The organism is Miniphocaeibacter sp., from assembly GCF_049276255.1.
In the GTDB taxonomy this organism is placed as follows: domain Bacteria; phylum Bacillota; class Clostridia; order Tissierellales; family Peptoniphilaceae; genus Miniphocaeibacter.
Genome location: NZ_JBASWB010000054.1, coordinates 105,082 through 124,003, shown reverse-complemented (window position 1 = coordinate 124,003; position 18,922 = coordinate 105,082). Strand labels below are relative to the sequence as shown.

General features: G+C 29.9%; 17 protein-coding genes. 12 read left to right on the top strand and 5 right to left on the bottom strand.

Annotated features, from left to right (window positions below):
* Positions 1-9 precede the first annotated feature (9 nt).
* The 5 genes from WAO56_RS06440 (at position 10) to WAO56_RS06420 (ending at position 4,626) form a co-directional block, all read left to right on the top strand.
* Positions 10-963: a N(4)-(beta-N-acetylglucosaminyl)-L-asparaginase gene (locus WAO56_RS06440; RefSeq protein WP_422143263.1), complete on the top strand. Its 954-nt coding sequence runs from the start codon at positions 10-12 to the stop codon at positions 961-963.
* 9 nt (positions 964-972) lie between these two features.
* Positions 973-1,854 (top strand): ROK family protein, encoded by an 882-nt coding sequence (locus tag WAO56_RS06435; RefSeq protein ID WP_422143264.1) that lies wholly within the window; start codon positions 973-975, stop codon positions 1,852-1,854.
* On the top strand, positions 1,841-3,160 hold the full coding sequence (locus WAO56_RS06430; RefSeq protein ID WP_422143265.1) for a Sapep family Mn(2+)-dependent dipeptidase: 1,320 nt from the start codon (positions 1,841-1,843) through the stop codon (positions 3,158-3,160). Before WAO56_RS06435 ends, WAO56_RS06430 begins: the two co-directional genes overlap by 14 nt.
* A 17-nt stretch (positions 3,161-3,177) precedes the next feature.
* Complete coding sequence (locus WAO56_RS06425) at positions 3,178-3,693, top strand: NUDIX hydrolase (RefSeq protein WP_422143266.1); 516 nt, start codon at positions 3,178-3,180, stop codon at positions 3,691-3,693.
* A 129-nt stretch (positions 3,694-3,822) separates the two neighbouring features.
* Complete coding sequence (locus WAO56_RS06420) at positions 3,823-4,626, top strand: MerR family transcriptional regulator (RefSeq protein ID WP_422143267.1); 804 nt, start codon at positions 3,823-3,825, stop codon at positions 4,624-4,626.
* Positions 4,627-4,672: 46 nt separating this feature from the next.
* On the opposite strand, the gene WAO56_RS06415 is transcribed toward WAO56_RS06420, so the two are convergent.
* Positions 4,673-6,697, bottom strand: a complete 2,025-nt coding sequence (locus WAO56_RS06415) for a thioredoxin domain-containing protein (protein ID WP_422143268.1) — start codon at positions 6,695-6,697, stop codon at positions 4,673-4,675.
* A 122-nt stretch (positions 6,698-6,819) separates the two neighbouring features.
* A complete protein-coding gene (locus tag WAO56_RS06410; protein ID WP_422143269.1) occupies positions 6,820-7,926 on the bottom strand; it encodes an RtcB family protein in 1,107 nt (368 codons plus the stop codon).
* Positions 7,927-8,074: 148 nt separating this feature from the next.
* Between WAO56_RS06410 and amrA the strand changes: the two genes are divergently transcribed.
* From amrA to WAO56_RS06395, 3 genes are all read left to right on the top strand, one after another.
* Positions 8,075-9,460: an AmmeMemoRadiSam system protein A gene (gene amrA / locus WAO56_RS06405; protein ID WP_422143270.1), complete on the top strand. Its 1,386-nt coding sequence runs from the start codon at positions 8,075-8,077 to the stop codon at positions 9,458-9,460.
* Positions 9,457-10,284 carry an AmmeMemoRadiSam system radical SAM enzyme gene (gene amrS / locus WAO56_RS06400; protein WP_422143271.1) on the top strand — a complete coding sequence of 276 codons (828 nt, stop codon included), beginning with the start codon at positions 9,457-9,459 and terminating at the stop codon, positions 10,282-10,284. The genes amrA and amrS overlap by 4 nt, the downstream gene beginning before the upstream one ends.
* Before the next feature lie 63 nt (positions 10,285-10,347).
* Positions 10,348-11,727, top strand: a complete 1,380-nt coding sequence (locus tag WAO56_RS06395; RefSeq protein ID WP_422143272.1) for an MATE family efflux transporter — start codon at positions 10,348-10,350, stop codon at positions 11,725-11,727.
* A gap of 18 nt (positions 11,728-11,745) precedes the next feature.
* Here WAO56_RS06395 and WAO56_RS06390 read toward each other — a convergent pair whose 3' ends face one another.
* The 3 genes from WAO56_RS06390 to WAO56_RS06380 form a co-directional block, all read right to left on the bottom strand.
* The gene (locus tag WAO56_RS06390; RefSeq protein ID WP_422143273.1) at positions 11,746-11,973 is read right to left on the bottom strand and encodes a hypothetical protein; all 228 of its coding nucleotides are present in this window, start codon (positions 11,971-11,973) and stop codon (positions 11,746-11,748) included.
* Positions 11,974-12,144: 171 nt separating this feature from the next.
* Entirely contained in the window at positions 12,145-13,917 is a 1,773-nt protein-coding gene (locus tag WAO56_RS06385; protein ID WP_422143274.1) for an FAD-dependent oxidoreductase, read from the bottom strand.
* 66 nt (positions 13,918-13,983) lie between these two features.
* On the bottom strand, positions 13,984-14,763 hold the full coding sequence (locus tag WAO56_RS06380) for an MBL fold metallo-hydrolase (RefSeq protein WP_422143275.1): 780 nt from the start codon (positions 14,761-14,763) through the stop codon (positions 13,984-13,986).
* Between the two features lie 82 nt (positions 14,764-14,845).
* On the opposite strand from WAO56_RS06380, the gene ybaK reads away from it, so the two are divergent.
* The 4 genes from ybaK to WAO56_RS06360 are packed head-to-tail and all read left to right on the top strand — an operon-like array spanning position 14,846 to position 18,896.
* A complete protein-coding gene (gene ybaK / locus WAO56_RS06375) occupies positions 14,846-15,319 on the top strand; it encodes a Cys-tRNA(Pro) deacylase (protein ID WP_422143276.1) in 474 nt (157 codons plus the stop codon).
* Positions 15,320-15,329: 10 nt separating this feature from the next.
* Positions 15,330-16,625: a glutamate--cysteine ligase gene (locus tag WAO56_RS06370; RefSeq protein ID WP_422143277.1), complete on the top strand. Its 1,296-nt coding sequence runs from the start codon at positions 15,330-15,332 to the stop codon at positions 16,623-16,625.
* On the top strand, positions 16,626-17,951 hold the full coding sequence (locus WAO56_RS06365) for a glutathionylspermidine synthase (RefSeq protein WP_422143278.1): 1,326 nt from the start codon (positions 16,626-16,628) through the stop codon (positions 17,949-17,951).
* Between the two features lie 18 nt (positions 17,952-17,969).
* A complete protein-coding gene (locus WAO56_RS06360) occupies positions 17,970-18,896 on the top strand; it encodes an AEC family transporter (RefSeq protein ID WP_422143279.1) in 927 nt (308 codons plus the stop codon).
* Positions 18,897-18,922: the final 26 nt, after the last annotated feature.

Genomic DNA, 18,922 nt, shown 5'->3' with positions numbered 1-18,922 from the left:
GTGAAATATATGAAATATGGAATGATAGCAACTTGGCGTATGGCCTATGAAGGAATTATAGACACTATTCCTAAATTAAAAGAAGGTTTGTCCTGTGGAGAGGCCTTAGTCGAATCTATAAAAAAAACAGAGGATTATCCATTTTTTAAATCTGTTGGTTTTGGTGGACTTCCTAACGAAGAAGGAATAGTAGAGCTTGATGCTGCATTTATGAATGGAGATAATTTTGACATAGGTGCTATAGCAGGAAGTAGAAATATAAAAAATCCAATAGAAGTTGCTGAAAATCTAAGTCATGAAAGGTTTAATATATTTTTAGTTGGCGATGGAATAACTAAATACGCTACAAAAAATAATTTTGAAATAAAAAACATGCTTTCCGATAGGGCTAAAAGAATGTGGGAAATTAGACTAAAGGAAATTGAATCAAAGGGTTTATCTCCTTATGACGGCCATGACACTATTGGAATGGTTGTTCTTGACACAAAGGGAAGTATGGCAGTTGGAACTTCAAGTAGTGGATTATTTATGAAGAAGGAAGGAAGAATAGGAGATTCTCCTTTATCTGGGTCAGGATTTTACTGTGATAGTGAAATTGGTGGAGCAGCTGCAACAGGACTTGGTGAAGATTTAATGAAGGGCTGTTTAAGCTATGAAATAGTTAGGCTTATGAAAGAAGGACTTCACCCTCAAGAAGCTGCAAATAAAGCCTTATATGATTTTGATGAGAGATTAAAAAAACTTAGGGGAAAAGCTGGAGCAATGTCCTTAGTATGTATGAATAAGCAAGGTGAATGGGGAATAGCTACAAATGTTGAATTTTCTTTTGTAGTTGGTACCGATACTGAAGAAGTAGAAATTTACATTGCCAATCCGGGACCAAACAAAACTACCTTAGTGGAAGTAGCTTCTCAAGAATGGCTTGACGCTTATGAAAAAAGAATAAAAAAACCATTAGATTAGGATAATTATATGATAATTTCAATAGATATTGGCGGAAGCAGTGTAAAAACCGCCTTATGGAATAATGAAAAATTAGAAAACAAAAAATCTTTTTCATCGCCTGATAATTGGGCAGATATGGAAAAAGAATTATTTAAAACAATTTATGAATATAAAAAAATAGAAAATATAGAAGGTATAGCCTTTAGTGTTCCAGGTATTCCTAATTATGACACAGGAAAAATAGATGGTGCCAGTTCTTTAAGATATATTCATAATCCGGAATTTCTTACAATATTTGAACAGGAGTTTAAAATACCTGTAACTTTTGAAAATGATGCTAATTGTGCATGTATTGCAGAAATTAACCATGAATCCTTAAAGGACAAGAGAGATATGATATTTGTAGTAATAGGAACAGGAATTGGAGGTTCTATAGTATATAATAGGAAAATTCAGGAAGGTTCTCATTCTTTCGCAGGGGAATTTGGGATGATGTTAATTGATGGAAGAAATGAATGGGCAATACTAGGCTCAGCAGTTCATATGGCTGAAAAAGTGTCTAAAATTAAAAATATAGAACTATCAGGAGAAGAGGTTTTTAATTTAGCAGATTCAGGCGATGAAATATGTAAGAAAGCTGTAGAGGAATTATTTCACTATCTGGCCTTAGGTATTTATAATTTACAATATATAATAGATCCAGAAATTATTGTACTTGGTGGAGGAATTACAGCAAAAGAGGACCTAGTTGAAAATATTGAAAAAGAAATGGATAAAATAATGCAATATGGTCAACGCTCTCCTTTATATCCTGACATTAGAAAGGCAAATTATGGAAATGATGCCAACTTAATAGGAGCAGGTTATCATTTTTATGAAATGAACGGAAATGAATATGGAAGAAAATAAATTGGAAATATATAATACTATAAAAAAAGAAATAGAGATAATAAAAGAAGATTTTTATAAAGTATTAGAAGAAATAATAGAAATACCCAGTGAACTTGGAGAAGCTGAAGAAGATGCTCCCTTTGGTAAATATCCTAAGAAAGCATTGGAAAAAATATTGGAAATTGGAACAAAATTAGGCTTTAAAGGTAAAATTGTAAATAATGCAATGACCTACATTCAATATGGAGAAGGTAAGGAATACATTGGAATTTTTGGACATTTAGATGTAGTAACAGCAGGCGATGGTTGGAGTACAAATCCATATAAATTAACCTTAAAGGACGGTGTCTTTTATGCCAGAGGAATACTGGACAACAAGGGACCGATTTTAGCTAATTTATTTGGATTATATATATTAAAAAGATTAAATATTCTTCCTAAAACACCAATAAGAATTATTTTCGGCTCCAACGAAGAAAATGGTTCAAAGGATATTGACCTATATTTACAAAAAGAAAAACCTCCGGTGTTTGGCTATACGCCGGATTGTAAATATCCTGTAGTTTATGGCGAAAGAGGAGTTGTTAGAATAAAGCTAACAACTTTATTTGAAAATAATGAGCTGGACATAATAAATAAAATAAGTGGAGAATTTAGTTCCAGTTTTATACCGGATAAGGTAAAAATAGTATATAAAAACAAAGAAGAAAAAATATACAAGGGTAAAAAATCACCTTCAAATGCTCCGGAAATGGGAAACAATGCAATACTTTTAATGGCAAGGGATTTAAAGGATTCAGATAATAAATTAAGCAAATATATGACTTGGCTTTATGATTCCTTTTCAGATTATGAAGGAAAAAATTTAGGAATTAGATTTGAAGATTTAGATTCAGGAGTAACTCAAGTTTCCTTAACCAATATAAAAAAAGAAAATAACAAAATAGAAATTCAATTTAGTTCCAGATATCCTGTAACTATAAAAGAAGATGAATTAGTTAGGAATTTAAAAAATAATATTCCTGAAAACAGCCAAATGGAAATAATTAAATCAATGCCAAGTGTAATATTTCCAAAGGATGATAAAAGACTAAAATTATTACAGGATGCCTATGAAAAATCTACCGGCTTAGATGGAAGACCTGTAACAACAACTGGAGCAACCTATGCAAGAAAAATGCCTAATATAGTTGCCTTTGGACCATCCTTTCCGGGACAAAAGGGAATAGCTCATAAGGAAAATGAATATATGACAGAAGAAGATCTTTTAAAAAACCTTGAAATATATACCTTAGCCTTATATAATTTAGCAAAAGATATTTAAAATTCTAGAGGTAAAGTATGGAAACTTGGGATATATATGATAAATATAGAAATAAAATAGGTGTAACAGGTACAGATTGTAAAATAGGGTATAACCAATACCATTTAGCAGTTCATGTTTGTATATTTAACTCCAAGGGGGAAATGTTAATACAAAAAAGACAAGCCTTTATGAAAATAAGAGCTGGTTTGTGGGATTTAACAGCAGGTGGTAATGCCATAACAGGAGAAGAAAGTTACCAAGCTGCTGAGAGGGAAACCTTTGAAGAACTTGGTATAAAATTGGATTTAAAAGATATTAGACCTCATTTAACCTTAAACTTTCCTACCGGATTTGATGACATTTTTCTACTAGAAAAAGAAATAGATATAAGTAGATTAAAATTACAAAAAGAGGAAGTGGAAAGAGTAAAATGGGCAAGTAAGGATGAAATCATAAAATTAATAAAAGAAGATAAATTTTTATCCTACTACCCTTCCTTTATAGAAATGTTATTTGATATTAGAAAATCCTATAGAACTTATTTTAAATAAGATACTCGTAAGGGTATCTTTTTTTATATTAATAATTTTTAAATAGATTTTATCATATGGTATTGACTCTCCTGTAGCAGGATATAATATACTGATTATAGTATTAATACAAAGAAAGAAGGTACCTTTATGTTAACGATTGGTCAGTTCTCTAAAATATCTAATACAACGGTAAAGACTTTACATTATTATGACGAAATAAATCTTTTAAAACCAGCTAAAGTTGATGAGTATTCAGGCTATAGATATTATAATATAGATCAACTAGATGATATGATATTAATTCAAAAATTCAAAAAATATGGTTTTTCATTAGATGAAGTAAAAAATGTAATAAGTAATTCAAATAATAATAAGAAATTAATAAATATGATTAAAGAAAAAAGAAAAAAATTAAAAATAAAGATTTCAGAAAGTAATTACTTGTTAAAGGTAATGGAGAAGGACCTTAATATTTTAGAAAAAGGAGATAATATTATGGCCTATATGGATAATATAGAAATTAAAATTAACGATTTTCCAAAAACTAATATTTTATCTACAAGAAATGTAATGAATATAGAAGATTATAATAAATATGTTAAGAAACTATTTAAAAGAATTGAAATTGAAAAATTAACAATTACAGGACCTCCTATGACCATTTACTATGATGAGGAATTTATACCTGAAAGTACAGATACTGAACTAGCAATTCCTATATTAGAAGAAGTTGCTGGTACAAGAATATTTCAACCAAAAACCTGTGTAATGGCAATTCATAGAGGAGCATATACTGAATTATCAGAAACTTATGCAGCAATTGTTAAATGGATAGAAGAAAATAATTATATTTTATCTTCAGCACCTTTTGAAATATATTTAACAAATGTACATGAAGTAGCTCCAGAGGATAATATTACAGAAATCTATTTTCCAATAAAATCAAAGTAGTTATTAAAAAGAAAAAGTGTGAAAATCTAAGTTTTCACACTTTTTTTTACCCTATTTCCTTTATAATTTCATCAATGCTATTTACCGGTTCTAAACAGGTGTAGTTTTCACATAAATAATAAGATGGTAGTTTACTATTTTCTAAATAGCTTTCTGTAAAAGGAGCTAATTTTTTAATAGTGTCTTTTACTTCCTCTGTAATTACTAAATTTGTAATTTGTGGATTGTAAATATTAGAAAATTCCTTTTTCAAAGCTTCTATATCTTCTGATTCTATAATGGAAACCAATTCCTTAGTAGGATAAATATTTAAAAGTAGTGCCTGTAAGCCAAAGGTATAGGCTAAGGGCTGGGATTCAAATAGGGAAGAATAAACCTTTAGTTGTTTGTCTAAACTATTTTGAATAGTGGAATCTCCCGTTAATTTAGAATATTTGGAAAAAACATATACAAGTATTGAATTAGCTGAAGGAACAGCTCCATCGTAAAATTCTTTAGGCCTGTATATTAAATCCTTTGAGTCTTTAGCACTTAAAAAGTATCCGCCCTTAGGGTCAAGGAAGTCCTTTTCTATTTTATTAAAAATATTTTTACAACTAAGAAGATATTCAGGTTTGTAGCTAGTCTTGTACATTTCTAAATTAGCCCAAGCCAAATAGGCATAGTCATCTAAAAGCCCCTTACCACTTACATTGCCTTCCCTGTAACTTATATAAAGGGAATTATCTTCTTTTGTTAAATTGTTTTTTATAAAATCCAATCCTTTTTCAGCTATATCTACATAATTATTATTTTCAAAAACCCTTCCTGCAATAGCATAGGCTGTAATCATCATTGAGTTCCAAGAAACAAGTATTTTATCGTCTTTATGAAGGGGGTATCTCTTTAATCTGTAATTATATAGTTTATTTATACTTTCTTTTATTTCGTTATTAGGTAAAAGTTCATCATTATTAATTAAATTTAAAATATTTTTACCTTCAAAGTTTCCTCTTTTACTTACATTATAAAATTTACAAAAATCTTCACCATTATCTTTTCCTAGAATTTTTATTATTTCATCGTAGTCCCAAGTATAATATTTTCCTTCTTCACCTTCACTATCTGCATCTTGGGCAGAATAAAAGCCGCCATCCTTTGATGTCATTTCCCTGGAAATATATTCTAAGGTTTTTTCAACAATATATTTATAGATGGTTTTTTTAGTAATTTGATAGGCCTGAGAATACACTATAACTAATAAGGCATTGTCGTAAAGCATTTTTTCAAAATGGGGAACTAGCCACTTACTATCTGTGGAATATCGGGAAAAACCATAGCCAATATGGTCGAAAATTCCTCCTTTATACATTGAAGTTAAGGTTTTTTCTACAATAGCTAGGGCGTTTTTACTTAAACCAAGTTTATGGCAATGTAGTAAAAATAGTAAATTATGAGGTGTTGGAAATTTAGGAGCATTTCCAAATCCACCGTATTGAGAGTCAAAATTACCTTCTAAACCTTCAATAGCGTCAATAATTGAATCCTTATTGTTTTTTACTACTTTATTGATTTTAGATTCCTCATAGTTTTTAATGGCTAAGGTTATTTCCTTACTTGAATTTAAAATAGTTTCATTGTCCTTTAGCCATTTATCTGTAACTGTATTTAAAAGATCAATTAATCCTGTTCTTCCATATTTACTATTTTTAGGAAAATATGTTCCGGCAAAAAATGGTTTCTTTTCAGGAGTCATAATAATAGTTAAAGGCCAACCTCCGGAGCCTGTTAATGTTTGAGCAACATTCATGTAAATTGAATCTATGTCTGGACGTTCTTCTCTGTCAACTTTTATAGAAATGAAGTTTTTATTTAAAATTTTTGCAACTTCTTCATCTTCAAAGGATTCGTGGGCCATTACATGACACCAATGACAGGTACTGTAGCCAATTGAAAGAAAAATTGGTTTATTTTCAGTAGTGGCCTTTTCAAAAGCCTCGTCACTCCAAGGATACCAATCTACAGGGTTATGAGCATGTTGTAAAAGATAGGGTGAAACCTCGTCTATTAAATGATTTGTGTACTTATTCATATACAATTCTCCTTATAAAATATATTTATTATAAATATTTCATAATCATTTATACCCTATAAAATAACAATAAAAAGCAAGTATTTTTATGTAAAACACTTGCTAAATTTCATATTTATTTTTTACTCTACAGCCTTAAAATTATACAAGGGTTTTAAAACCCCAACTATTTCTACTGTATCTCCTATATTTGCAATTATTTCATCTATTGGCTTATAGGCAAAAGGTGCTTCATCTAAGGTACCTTTATTTATTGTAGTTGAATAAATATCTTCCATGGATTTTTTAAAGTCGGACATTTTAAAACTTTCCTTTGCTGCCCTTCTACTTAATATTCTACCGGCACCATGGGGAGCAGAGTAATTCCATTCTTCATTTCCCTTACCAATACATAGTAGACTTCCATCCCTCATATTAATTGGTATTAATAGTCTTTCTCCTTTTTTAGCAGAAACTGCACCTTTTCTTAAAATCATACTTTCAATATCTATATAGTTATGAATTGTTGTAAAGGAGTCTATAACCTTAAACTTCATTTGCTTTACTATTTCTGAAACTATTGCATGTCTATTTTTTTCAGCATATTTTTGCACTAAGGCCATATCATGAAGATAGTCATCAAATAGTTTTCCTTCTAAATAGGCTAAATTCTTATTTATTCTAATATTTTTCTTCTTTAAATCCTTAAAGGCAAGATTTTGGTAATATTCAGCTACTTGTTTTCCTAAATGACGACTACCGGAATGGACTACTAAATAAAGCTGGCCATTTTCATCTTCATTAATCTCTATAAAATGATTACCGCCACCAAGAGTACCTAAACTTAACCTTGCTCGCTTTATATTAATATGGTTTAAACATCTTAAATTTTCTAAAGCCAGTTCATCAATATAGGGGTGAACAGTTTTACGAATTTCAAAACCCGATGGAATTGAATTATGAATTATTTTGTCCAGTTTTTCAAGTTCTATATTTTTATTTTTTAGTAGGACTGTTTCAGTTCCACAGCCAATATCAACTCCTACTAAGTTAGGAACTATTTTATCTTGAATAGTCATTGTAGTTCCTATTGTACATCCAATACCTGCATGGACATCTGGCATAATACGAATTTTACTGTCCTTTATAAATTCATGATTTAATAAGTTGGTAATTTGTTTTTCAGCTTGAATTTCTAAATCATCTGTAAATACTATAGCATAATTGTATTTACCTTTTAACTCTATCATTTTGTCTCCTTTCTCTTAAAGTTAGTAATATCCCTACTACTAGTATATCAAAGTATTAAAAAAACAATGAAAATATGGAAATTAAACTTTTTAAGTGATAAGGTTATATTAGGGAAGATGTTTTCAAAATTAAAGAAAGGAGTAAAAAATGACTATAAAAAATACTTTTATATTGGCCCATCCACCAATAATAGTTCCGGAAGTTGGTAAAGGTGAAGAAAGAAAGGCAAAAAAGACTATTGAAGGATTTGAAAAAGTAGCAAAAATTATTGCAAGTATTAAACCGGATACAATTATAATAAGTTCACCTCATGCTATACCCTATGCAGATTATATAAATATATCTTCAGGGGAATTTGGTGAAGGTTCTTTTTGGAATTTTAGAGTACCGGAAGTAAAGATGAAAATACCCTACGATAACGAGTTAGTTGAAAAAATAAGTGAATTAGCACAGGAGAAAAATATAGCAGCAGGCACTCTTGGAGAGCAAGATGATGAATTAGACCATGGCATTTTAGTACCTCTTTATTATATAAACAAATATTATAGGGACTATAAATTAGTAAGAATTGGTCTTTCAGGTTTGTCTTTAACAAAACATTATGAATTTGGAAAAGTTGTTCAAAAAGCATCAGAAGAACTTTCAAGAAAAGCAGTCTATATTGCAAGTGGAGATTTATCCCATAAATTATTACCGGAAGGGCCTTATGGTTTTGCACCGGAAGGACCGATTTATGATGAAAAAATAGGGGAAATTATAGAAACTGCCGATTTTTCTAAACTATTTGAATTTAGTCCTGAATTTATGGAAAAAGCTGCCGATTGTGGACTTCGTTCTTTTGTAATAATGGCAGGAGTCTTAGACAGTAAGGAAGTAAAGTCAGAGTTATTTTCTTTAGAAGGACCTTATGGTGTAGGTTATGCAACAGGACAATTTGAAGTAATTGGGGAAAATAAGAACCGTAAATTTGATAAAATTTATGAAGAAAAGGAAAAAGACCGAGTTAAGGATTTAAGGAAAAATTCTGACCCTTGGGTTGAACTAGCAAGAAAATCCCTTGAAACTTACATAAGAACAAATGAGACATTAAAACTGCCATCTAATTTACCTGAGGAGATGACTTCTAGAAAGGCAGGGGTTTTTGTAACTATTTATAAACACGGACAATTAAGAGGTTGTATAGGAACTATAGAGCCTACAAAGGATTCAGTAGCAGAGGAAATTTTGGAAAATGCTATATCGTCAGGAACAAGGGACCCAAGATTTCCAAGGGTAGAAGAAAGTGAACTCAATGAATTAGTCTATAGTGTAGATGTATTGGAAGAAGCTGAGCCAATATCATCTTTAGAAGAACTTGATACTTCTAAGTATGGCTTAATTGTTACTAGTGGTATGAAAAGAGGATTACTCCTTCCAAATATTGAGGGTGTTGACACTCCGGAAGAACAATTGAAAATTGTCAGAAGAAAGGCAGGAATATATCCTCACGATAAACAAACCCTTGAACGTTTTAAGGTGGTGCGTCATAAATGAAAATAAGATGTGATGTTTGTACAAGAAGATGTAATTTAAATGAAGGGCAATTTGGATTTTGTCATGCCAGGCAGGCCAAAGATGGAAAGGTTGTTTCTATAAATTATGGTCAGGTAACTTCAATTTCCTTAGACCCTATAGAAAAGAAACCCTTGTATAACTATATGCCGGGAAGTAAGATTCTTTCAGTAGGTTCTTTTGGATGTAACTTTACCTGTGAGTTTTGTCAAAATTATATTATTGCTACATCTGATGGAACTAATATAAATAAAAGGTATATTTCACCGGAAGAGCTGGTAGAAATGGCAGAGGAACTAGTAGCTGAGGGAAATATAGGAGTAGCCTATACTTACAATGAGCCACTAATAGGATATGAATATGTTTTAGACTGTTCTAAATTAATACATAAACATTCTTTAAAAAATATACTTGTAACAAATGGAAGTATAAATAATGAAATATTTAAAGAGGTAATAGGGCATATTGATGCTGTAAACATTGACCTTAAAGCTTTTACAGAAGATTTTTATAAAAGGGTTGGTGGAGATTTACAAACTATATTAAAAAATATAAAAACGGCAACGGAAATAACCCATGTAGAATTAACTAATTTAGTTGTACCGGGATTAAATGACAATGAAGAGGATTTGAAGAAAATGGTAAAGTGGATTGCAGATATTAACCCTGAAATTCCATTACATATTAGTAGGTTTTTCCCAGCTTATAAAATGTGGGATAGTTCACCGACACCGCTAGAAACAATATATAGATTTGTAGAAATTGCTAAAAAATATCTTAAAAATGTATATCCTGGAAATTGTTAGTTTATTTTAAAAATAGGAAAAAAGTTTTAATTATTTAGAGTGAATAGTTGTTGGGAGGTATAAATGTCGGAAAAGGTAGAACAAAATTCCTTGGCAATAGAGCCAATTGGAAAACTGGTTTTTAAATTTGCACTACCTGCAATAATTAGTACTTTAGTTGGTGCAATTTACAATATGGTAGACCAGATTTTTGTTGGTAGGGGAGTAGGTGTAATAGGAAACGCTGCTACAAATGTTTCCTTCCCTCTAACAACAATTTTTACAGCTATTTCCTTACTAATAGGTGTGGGAACAGCTGCTAATTTTAATTTAAGAATGGGAGAAAAAAGGGAAAGATTAGCACAGAAGTATATTGGAAATGGAGTTGTGCTAATGGTGTTTATGAGTATAGTTTTTTCTCTACTATCCATTATATTCATAACGCCACTTTTAAAAATATTTGGTGCAACTAAAGAAGTTATGCCCTATGCAAAAACCTATGCTTCAATAATCTGCTTTGGTTTTCCTTTTTTAGTACTAAATACTGCATCATCTAATATTATAAGGGCAGATGGAAGCCCTAAATATGCAATGGTTTGTGTAGTAGTTGGTGCAGTAATAAATACAATACTGGATCCAATCTTCATATTTGTATTTAAATGGGGAATGGCAGGTGCTGCTTGGGCAACGGTTATTGGACAAGTAGTATCGGCAGCCTTAAGTGTATATTATTTAAAATATAAATTTAAAACATTTACTATAACAAAGGAAATATTAAAGGTTCATACTAAATTAATCAGTAGAATTTTTGCCTTAGGAGCATCTGTTTCCTTTAATCAAGTTGCTATGCTAATTATGCAAATTACCTTAAATAATGTTCTTGCCCATTATGGAGCTCTTTCAAAATATGGACCGGTTATCCCCTTAGCAGTAGTTGGTATTATATTTAAAGTTAACTTTATATTTTTATCTATAAGTGTAGGTGTAGGACAAGGTTGCCAACCGATATTTGGTTATAATTATGGAGCCAAAAATTATAAAAGAGTGGAAGATACCTTAAAATTAACTACAAAAATAAACTTAATAGTTGGAACATTAGCACTACTTAGTTTTCAGCTATTTCCTCGGGAAATAATCTCCTTCTTTGGAACGGGAAACAAGGAATATTTTGAATTTGGAACAAGATTTTTTAGGATTTTTATGGTATTTACAATAACAAATGGACTAATGCCTTTATTTGGTAATTTCTTTGCATCTATTGGAAAGCCAATAAAGGGAATATTTGTTACATTAACAAGACAATTTTTATTTTTAGTTCCCTTATTAATAATATTACCAATGATATTCGGTATAGAGGGAATAATGTTTGCAGGACCAATTGCGGACTTTGCAGCCTTAGTAGTAGCTTTAGCCCTAACTATAGATGAAGTTAAAAAAATGAGAAAATTAGCTTTAGAAAATTAAGAAAATTAAAAGCACCTCTTAGATTTTATCTAAGAGGTGAAATATTAAAATAAAAATTAAAATATCAACTAGGTTAATAAAAAATTTTATTAATGATTTTTTCTTACCTGTAGGGTATTTTTCATCTACCTTTTTGATTATTTTTTTTGTAAATTTATCAGCAACAATAAAATATATTATTATAAGAATAAAAAAGACAAGAACATAGATTAATTTGCTAATAATTATCATTTCCAACTCTTTCATATCAATCTCCTAAGACTTTATATATTATATAATATCACTTGTTGGAATTTTAAAACTAACAAAATACTAACAAGTAAGTGGAAATATTAACAAAGAAAATCGAGTAAGAAATAATTTCTTACTCGATTTTAATATATTTATTGTAACTTTACTAAACTATTTAGTTTAATATTATTTTTTTAAACCTGCTGCATGAAGTATTGCTAAATGACCATAGGTCATAGCAGGACCTATTGTTGCACCTGCTCCCCAGTAGGCATTTATCCCTGAAGAAGCAACACAGTTACCGGCACCGTATAAACCTTTAATAGGATTGTCATAATCCCTTAAAATTTGTCCGTATTTATTTATCATTGGACCTCCGTTAGTATCTAAGGAGCCGGGAGCTAAAATTATTGCATAATAGGGACCATTTTCATCTAAAGGATACATTGCCCTATTAACTTGGTCTTCAGAAGGCCATTTAACATTAGGAATAAATGGTCTCATTGTAGCATAATTTAATTCATAATTGGTTTCACCTCTATGAAAATCCAAGTCCTTACCATTTTTTGCAAAGTCATTAAATCTTTTTATAGTGTCCTTTAAATTTTTGCTAAAATCTTCTTCTAAAGAAAAATTACCAATTTTATCTTTTAAATTATTTAGTCTATTTTTAATTTGACTAGTTAAGTCTTCAATGTTTTCACCAACTATTATATGGTTCATTGTTTTAGGGTCGCCGGCAGGGTAGGGAGGAAAGCCCATCCAATAATTTAAAGCCCTGTTATCAAAGATGAAAAACAGATATTCATTGGGATATTCTCCCTTTACAGGATCCCAAACATAGTGAATTTGAGTTCTGTCGTTATAGTTTCTCTTTTCATTAACTACTCTCTTACCATACTTGTTGACCTCTAAAAAACTATCTCCTACAAAATAGAAGGTACTACTGGAGCCTTCAGGATTAGCAAGATATACTTCCAACATACTTTGAACCCTGTAGGCATTTGTCATATTGCCAAGTTGAGCTCCAATTTTCTGTGAAATATTTACAAAGTCTCCTGTATTAGTTGGAACTGCACAACCACCAATTAAAGGATGGGCATGAAATCTTTGAAGTAGGTCTTTATTATGGGAGAAGCCTCCTGTTCCAAAAATAACTCCTTTATTAGCTATAAATTCCTCTTTTTTACCGTTAACTTCTGCTATAACGCCTCTAACATTTCCCTTATTGTCATTAATAACATCTATAACCCTATGACCTATTCTTATGTCGGCATTATGATTTTCAAGCCATTTTAAAAATAGGGTAATTAAATCCTTACCACCTTCACCACTATTGAGATTATCGGTTTTAGCATAAACTGAACGACCGAGTATTCCCTTGTTTTCTGGAAGGTTCTCCATATAGTCAACATGGGGATTTCCTTGCCAATCGTAGTCTATTACAGTTTCAAAAACCCCTATTTTTTTAAAATATTCAATCATAGGACCACTTTCATCGTAATAGTTTTCCAGCATTTCATATTGATATTCACTTAGTCCTAAATAGGGAAGATCTTTATTGAATTTAGTTGGGAAGGAATACCTTGCCATATAGGATAGAGCATCTTCTTTAGAATCGGAAATATTAGAATTTTTTTGACAGTAATTATTAGGAATCCAATATCTACCACCGGAACGTTTAGTAGTACCACCTAATGTGTTTGCTTTTTCCAAAATTATTACAGATAGATTATTAGCTATAGCAGTAGTAGCTGCAGATAAAGCAGCAGCTCCACTTCCTACAACAATAATATCTGCTTGTTTGTTTTCTTTAGTAAAAGTCTTTCTTGAACTTTCTTTGTCATCATTTTCTAAAAGTATAAATTTATCTTTACTTGCTCCACAAACTGGACATATGTCAGGTGGAAACTCGCCTTCATGTATATAACCACATACTGTACATTCCCATTTTCTCATTTTTGAACCTCCTTATCTCCAATAAGAAAAATAGTCCTAGTTACAATAAATTCTAACTTTAGGGTATTACTCCACTTCTATTGTTATATAAAATTCTTGTCCGTCAAAATCTATTTCTTTAATTTCTGTGTAAATATCATCGTAATCATCTTTAAACTTTTTAGAAAATTCTAAATTATCCCACATATGCATTGGAAATAAGATTTCAGGAGAAAGTACATCTAAAAAATAAGAAACTCCTAAATCATAATCTTCCTTAAGTCTTGGGTCAATTGGGAAAAATGCCAAATCCAATTGATCGGTTTGAATTTTATCGATTTCTTGCCTAAAATCGCTTTTCATTTGTTTTCTTTCTAAATCTGTGTCTTCCGGCCATTCCCAATCATTTAAATCTCCGGCATGGAAAAAAGTTAAATAAGGTAATTCAACTAATATAGAAAATCCTCTATCGGTAGAGCCATAGGTATAAAAATCTACGTCATGGTAGGAAAACTTTTCATCTTTATCTAAAATAAAGACATTGTCCTTCTTCCAAATTTTTTTCATTGTATTAATATCAACGTCTTTATTATTAGGACTGTCTAAATAAATAATATTTTCATTTTTATACAATTCTATAATATCTTTTGATAAAATATATATATTATCTTTAAAATTTCCATATTCAAAAATCTTTTTTGAAAAATGATCATTATGGGAATGTGTAACAATAAAAATTGTTTTTTTACCTATTATTGGTTTAGGAAGATCTCCCTTGAAATAATCAATAATAAATAGATAGTTTTTTGTTTCTATTGAAAAACAACTATGATTAATATATGTAACTTTAATTTCGAATTTTTCCATAATACCCTCCAGTATTATTATACCTATTGTTCCAATATATTAAACGGTATAATGGGTATATAAATTAAGTGGTGAGAGAGTAATGAAGAAGAGTAAAACAAATGCAATGAGAATTTTAGAATCTAAAAAAATAGATTTTGAAATAATAAATTATGAGGTTGATGAAAATATAGATGGAGTTTCAGTAGCAAATAAGGTTGGACTGGATTTAAATATAGTTTTTAAAACCCTAGTAACAGTTGGTGCAGATAAAAATAATTATGTTTTTGTTATTCCTGTAAATAGGGAATTGGACTTAAAAAAGGCTGCAAAATCAGTTAAGGTTAAGAAAATTGAAATGATACATGTTAAGGATATTAAAAAATTAACTGGTTATATTAGAGGAGGCTGCTCACCAATAGGTATGAAAAAACTCTTTAAAACAGTAATAGATAATTCCGCCATGGAATTTAATCAAATATATGTTAGTGGGGGAAAATTAGGGGCGCAAATTAAAATATCTCCAAAGGATTTAATAGAAATAATAAACGGAGATATTTGTGATTTAGTAAAATAGGATAGGGATAATGAAAAAACAAGAAAAAATAAAAAAAATTGCCGACTATATTAAGTCCGGTGAGAAAAAACTAGAAGATATTACCATTGGTTTAGAAATGGAAAATTTTATTGTAAATAAAGATGATTTAAAAACCGTTTCATACTATGGTGAAAATGGCGTAGGTGAAACACTGGAGTATTTAACTACTAAGGATTTTATTCCTTACAAAGAAGGAGAATATGTACTTGGATTAGAAAAAGGGGAACTGTCCATTAGTACAGAACCCGGTAGTCAATTTGAAGTTGCTATAAAGTCCAATACGGATATAAGGAATTTGGAAAATAAATTTAAAGAATTTTTTAATGAATTAGTACCGTATTTAAATAGTAAAAATCAAATGCTAGTTTCATTAGGTTACCATCCAAATATGAAAATAGACGAAATAAAAATACTTCCTAAAAAAAGATATGACTATATGTATGATTATTTTAAAAACAAGGGAACTATGGCTCATAATATGATGAAGGGGACTGCATCTTTACAAGTAACAATCGATTATTTAAATGAAGAGGATTTTAAAAGGAAATACTTTCTGTCAAATGTATTAACTCCTATATTTTATGGCTTATTTGACAATACCTATATATTTGAAAAGGAACCATTAGAAACATATACAATAAGGCAAAAGATTTGGGAAAATACAGACAAGGAAAGGTCAGGACTTTTTGAAATAGCTTTTGATGAAGATATAAGTTATGAAAAATATGCAGAAAAAATATTGAATACTCCTCCGATTTTTATTGAGAACAATGGTGAATATATCTATACGAAAAATAGAACTTTAGAGGACCTTGCAGATGAATATGAATTAGATGAAGGTTTAATATTCCATGCACTATCTATAGTTTTTCCGGACATAAGGGTAAAAACCTATATTGAAATGAGAATGTTTGATTCAGTACCATACCCATTAAATTTTGCAATAGTAGCCTTAATAAAAGGACTTTTTTACAATGAGGAAAATATAAAGAAAATGTGTGAAATTGCAAAAGGTACTAGCTATAAAGAGGCAATAAGGGGAAAAGAAGAAGTTCAAAAACATGGTATTAATGCTGTTTATTTAAACAAGACGATTTTAGAACATGGAAAAACCTTAACAGAACTAGCATCAAAGGGTTTAGATGAAAATGAAAGAAATTACTTAGAACCTTTGAAAAAAATGTTGGATTCTAAAAGAACATTAAGGGATGAATTTAAAGAAATATATACAAAGGAAGGACTTAATGCTGCTGTAAAGCCAGTAGTATTAAAAACGGAAAAGTAAATGTATAACGATAAATATGTAAATGAATATGTAAATATAATAAAAAAAGATGAAAATTTTTATTATAAGGATTACTTAAATATGTTGGAAAAGGTAAAGAATTCAAATGCTATTTACAAGGGAGAACCAATACCTATTACCTATCAGGGTTTATTTTACGACAAGGAAAACAAAAAAGATTTTCAATATATGTCTGACATGTTAATGTCAATTACAAAAAAAATAACCAAAGAATATGTAAATAACAAAGAATATAGGAAATTATTTAAATTTTCAAAAGAGTTGGAAGAGTTAATAATTCATGACCCTGGTTATGATATACCTGTTCCCATCTGTAGATATGATGTTTTTTATAACGGGAGAGATAAATTTAAATTTGTAGAATTTAATACAGATGGCTCTTCTGCTATGAATGAAGATAATACCCTAGGTCCAATATTACTTGAAACAGAGGCAATGAAGGAGTTGTCTAAGAAATATAAACTATCAAATATTGATTTAATTAACTCCTGGGCTGAAATATCCTATGAAATGTATAAAAAATATAAGGGAAATAGGAAAAAGCCTAATGTAGCCATAGTGGACATATTGGAAATAGGAACTCCTTATGAATTTAGGGAATTTAAAAAAGCCTATGAAAAATTAGGATTAAACTGTGAAATTGTAGACATTAAGGACCTTGATTATAAAAATGGAAAATTAGTTTACGGTGACTATGAAATAGATTTAGTTTACAGGCGAATAGTAACAGTTGAATTAATGAAAATTCTTAAGGAAATACAACCATTTATCAATGCATATAAGGACAACGCATTTATGATGTTAGGCTCCTTTAGAAGTCAAATTATGCATTATAAACCAACTTATAAAATATTTAGACTTGAGGAAACAAGAAAAATTCTATCTAAAGAGGAAAATGACTTTTTAGATAAATCAATTCCTTACACTGAAGACTTTGAAACAGAAGAGGATTATAATATAGTTAGTAAAAATAAGGACAACTATATTCTAAAGCCTATAGATGACTATGCCTCCCATGGAATATATACAGGAAGGGACCATAAGCAAGAGGAATTTGAAAAAATCTTAAGAAAAATACTGGCAACAGGCTATATTTATCAGGAATATTATGACATGGATCCAGTTCATTTTGTAGAATTTAACAAAGACGGAAAAATTGAAGTAAATGACTTTGGTGTAGTATTGGGAATGTTTATATATAATGAAAAATTTATAGCTCCTTATACAAGAATAGGAAAAGATAACTTAATTTCTGGAGCAAGGGACTACTATACAGCTCCAAATATTTTTATAGAAGAAAAATAATATATAGGAGGTGTTTATTTGTCGAGTTTACAAAGTACCATGTTGGTATTATTTGGAGTAATAATAATTGGATACATAGCAGGAAAAGTTGGATTTATTAATGAAAATTCCAATATGACCTTTTCTACCTTAATGTTATATATTACATCTCCATTACTTATTATTTCCTCTATATCAACAAGTGAATCAGGGCCTATACCGGTAAATATATTTTTAGTAATGGCAATAGGAGTAATAACATATATTGCCCTTATAGTGTTTGCGAGAATATATGTAAAAATAATGCCCTTAAATAAATTTGAACTTCCTGTCCATGAAGTAGTAATGATATTTGGAAATGTAGCATTTTTAGGATATCCTGTATTTCAATCATTATTAGGGGATTCTGCTATATTTGTTTCAACAATAATGAACCTACCCTTTAATATATTACTTTTTTCCTATGGCATGTATTTATTTACAAAGGACATAACAACAGATGGAAAAAAAGGGTTAAAGAGCCTAATAAATCCGGGATTTTTAGCAGCAATTATTGCCTTGGTAATATACTTAACAGGAATAAAAATTCCCTATGTGTTAAATGAAATATTTGCTTCAATCGGTAATATTACAATTCCACTATCTATGTTGATGATAGGCTCATCCCTAGCAACAATAGAAATAAAATACTTATTTAAGGACTATAAGATTCTAGTATATTCTTTAATTAAATTAGTAGTTTTACCAGTACTGGTATTTGTAATAACAAGATTAATTGGACTAGATGATTACTTAATAAAGATGATAACATTAAATGTAGGATTTCCGGCAGCATCAATGGTTGTAATGCTTGCTACACAATATAAGAAAAGTATTCGTTCAGCTTCCATAGCTGTATTTATGAGTACCTTATTGTCAGTTATAACAATACCATTAATAGAAAAATACCTGTTTTCACTATTATAGAATATAAAAGAGAAATATCTCTTTTA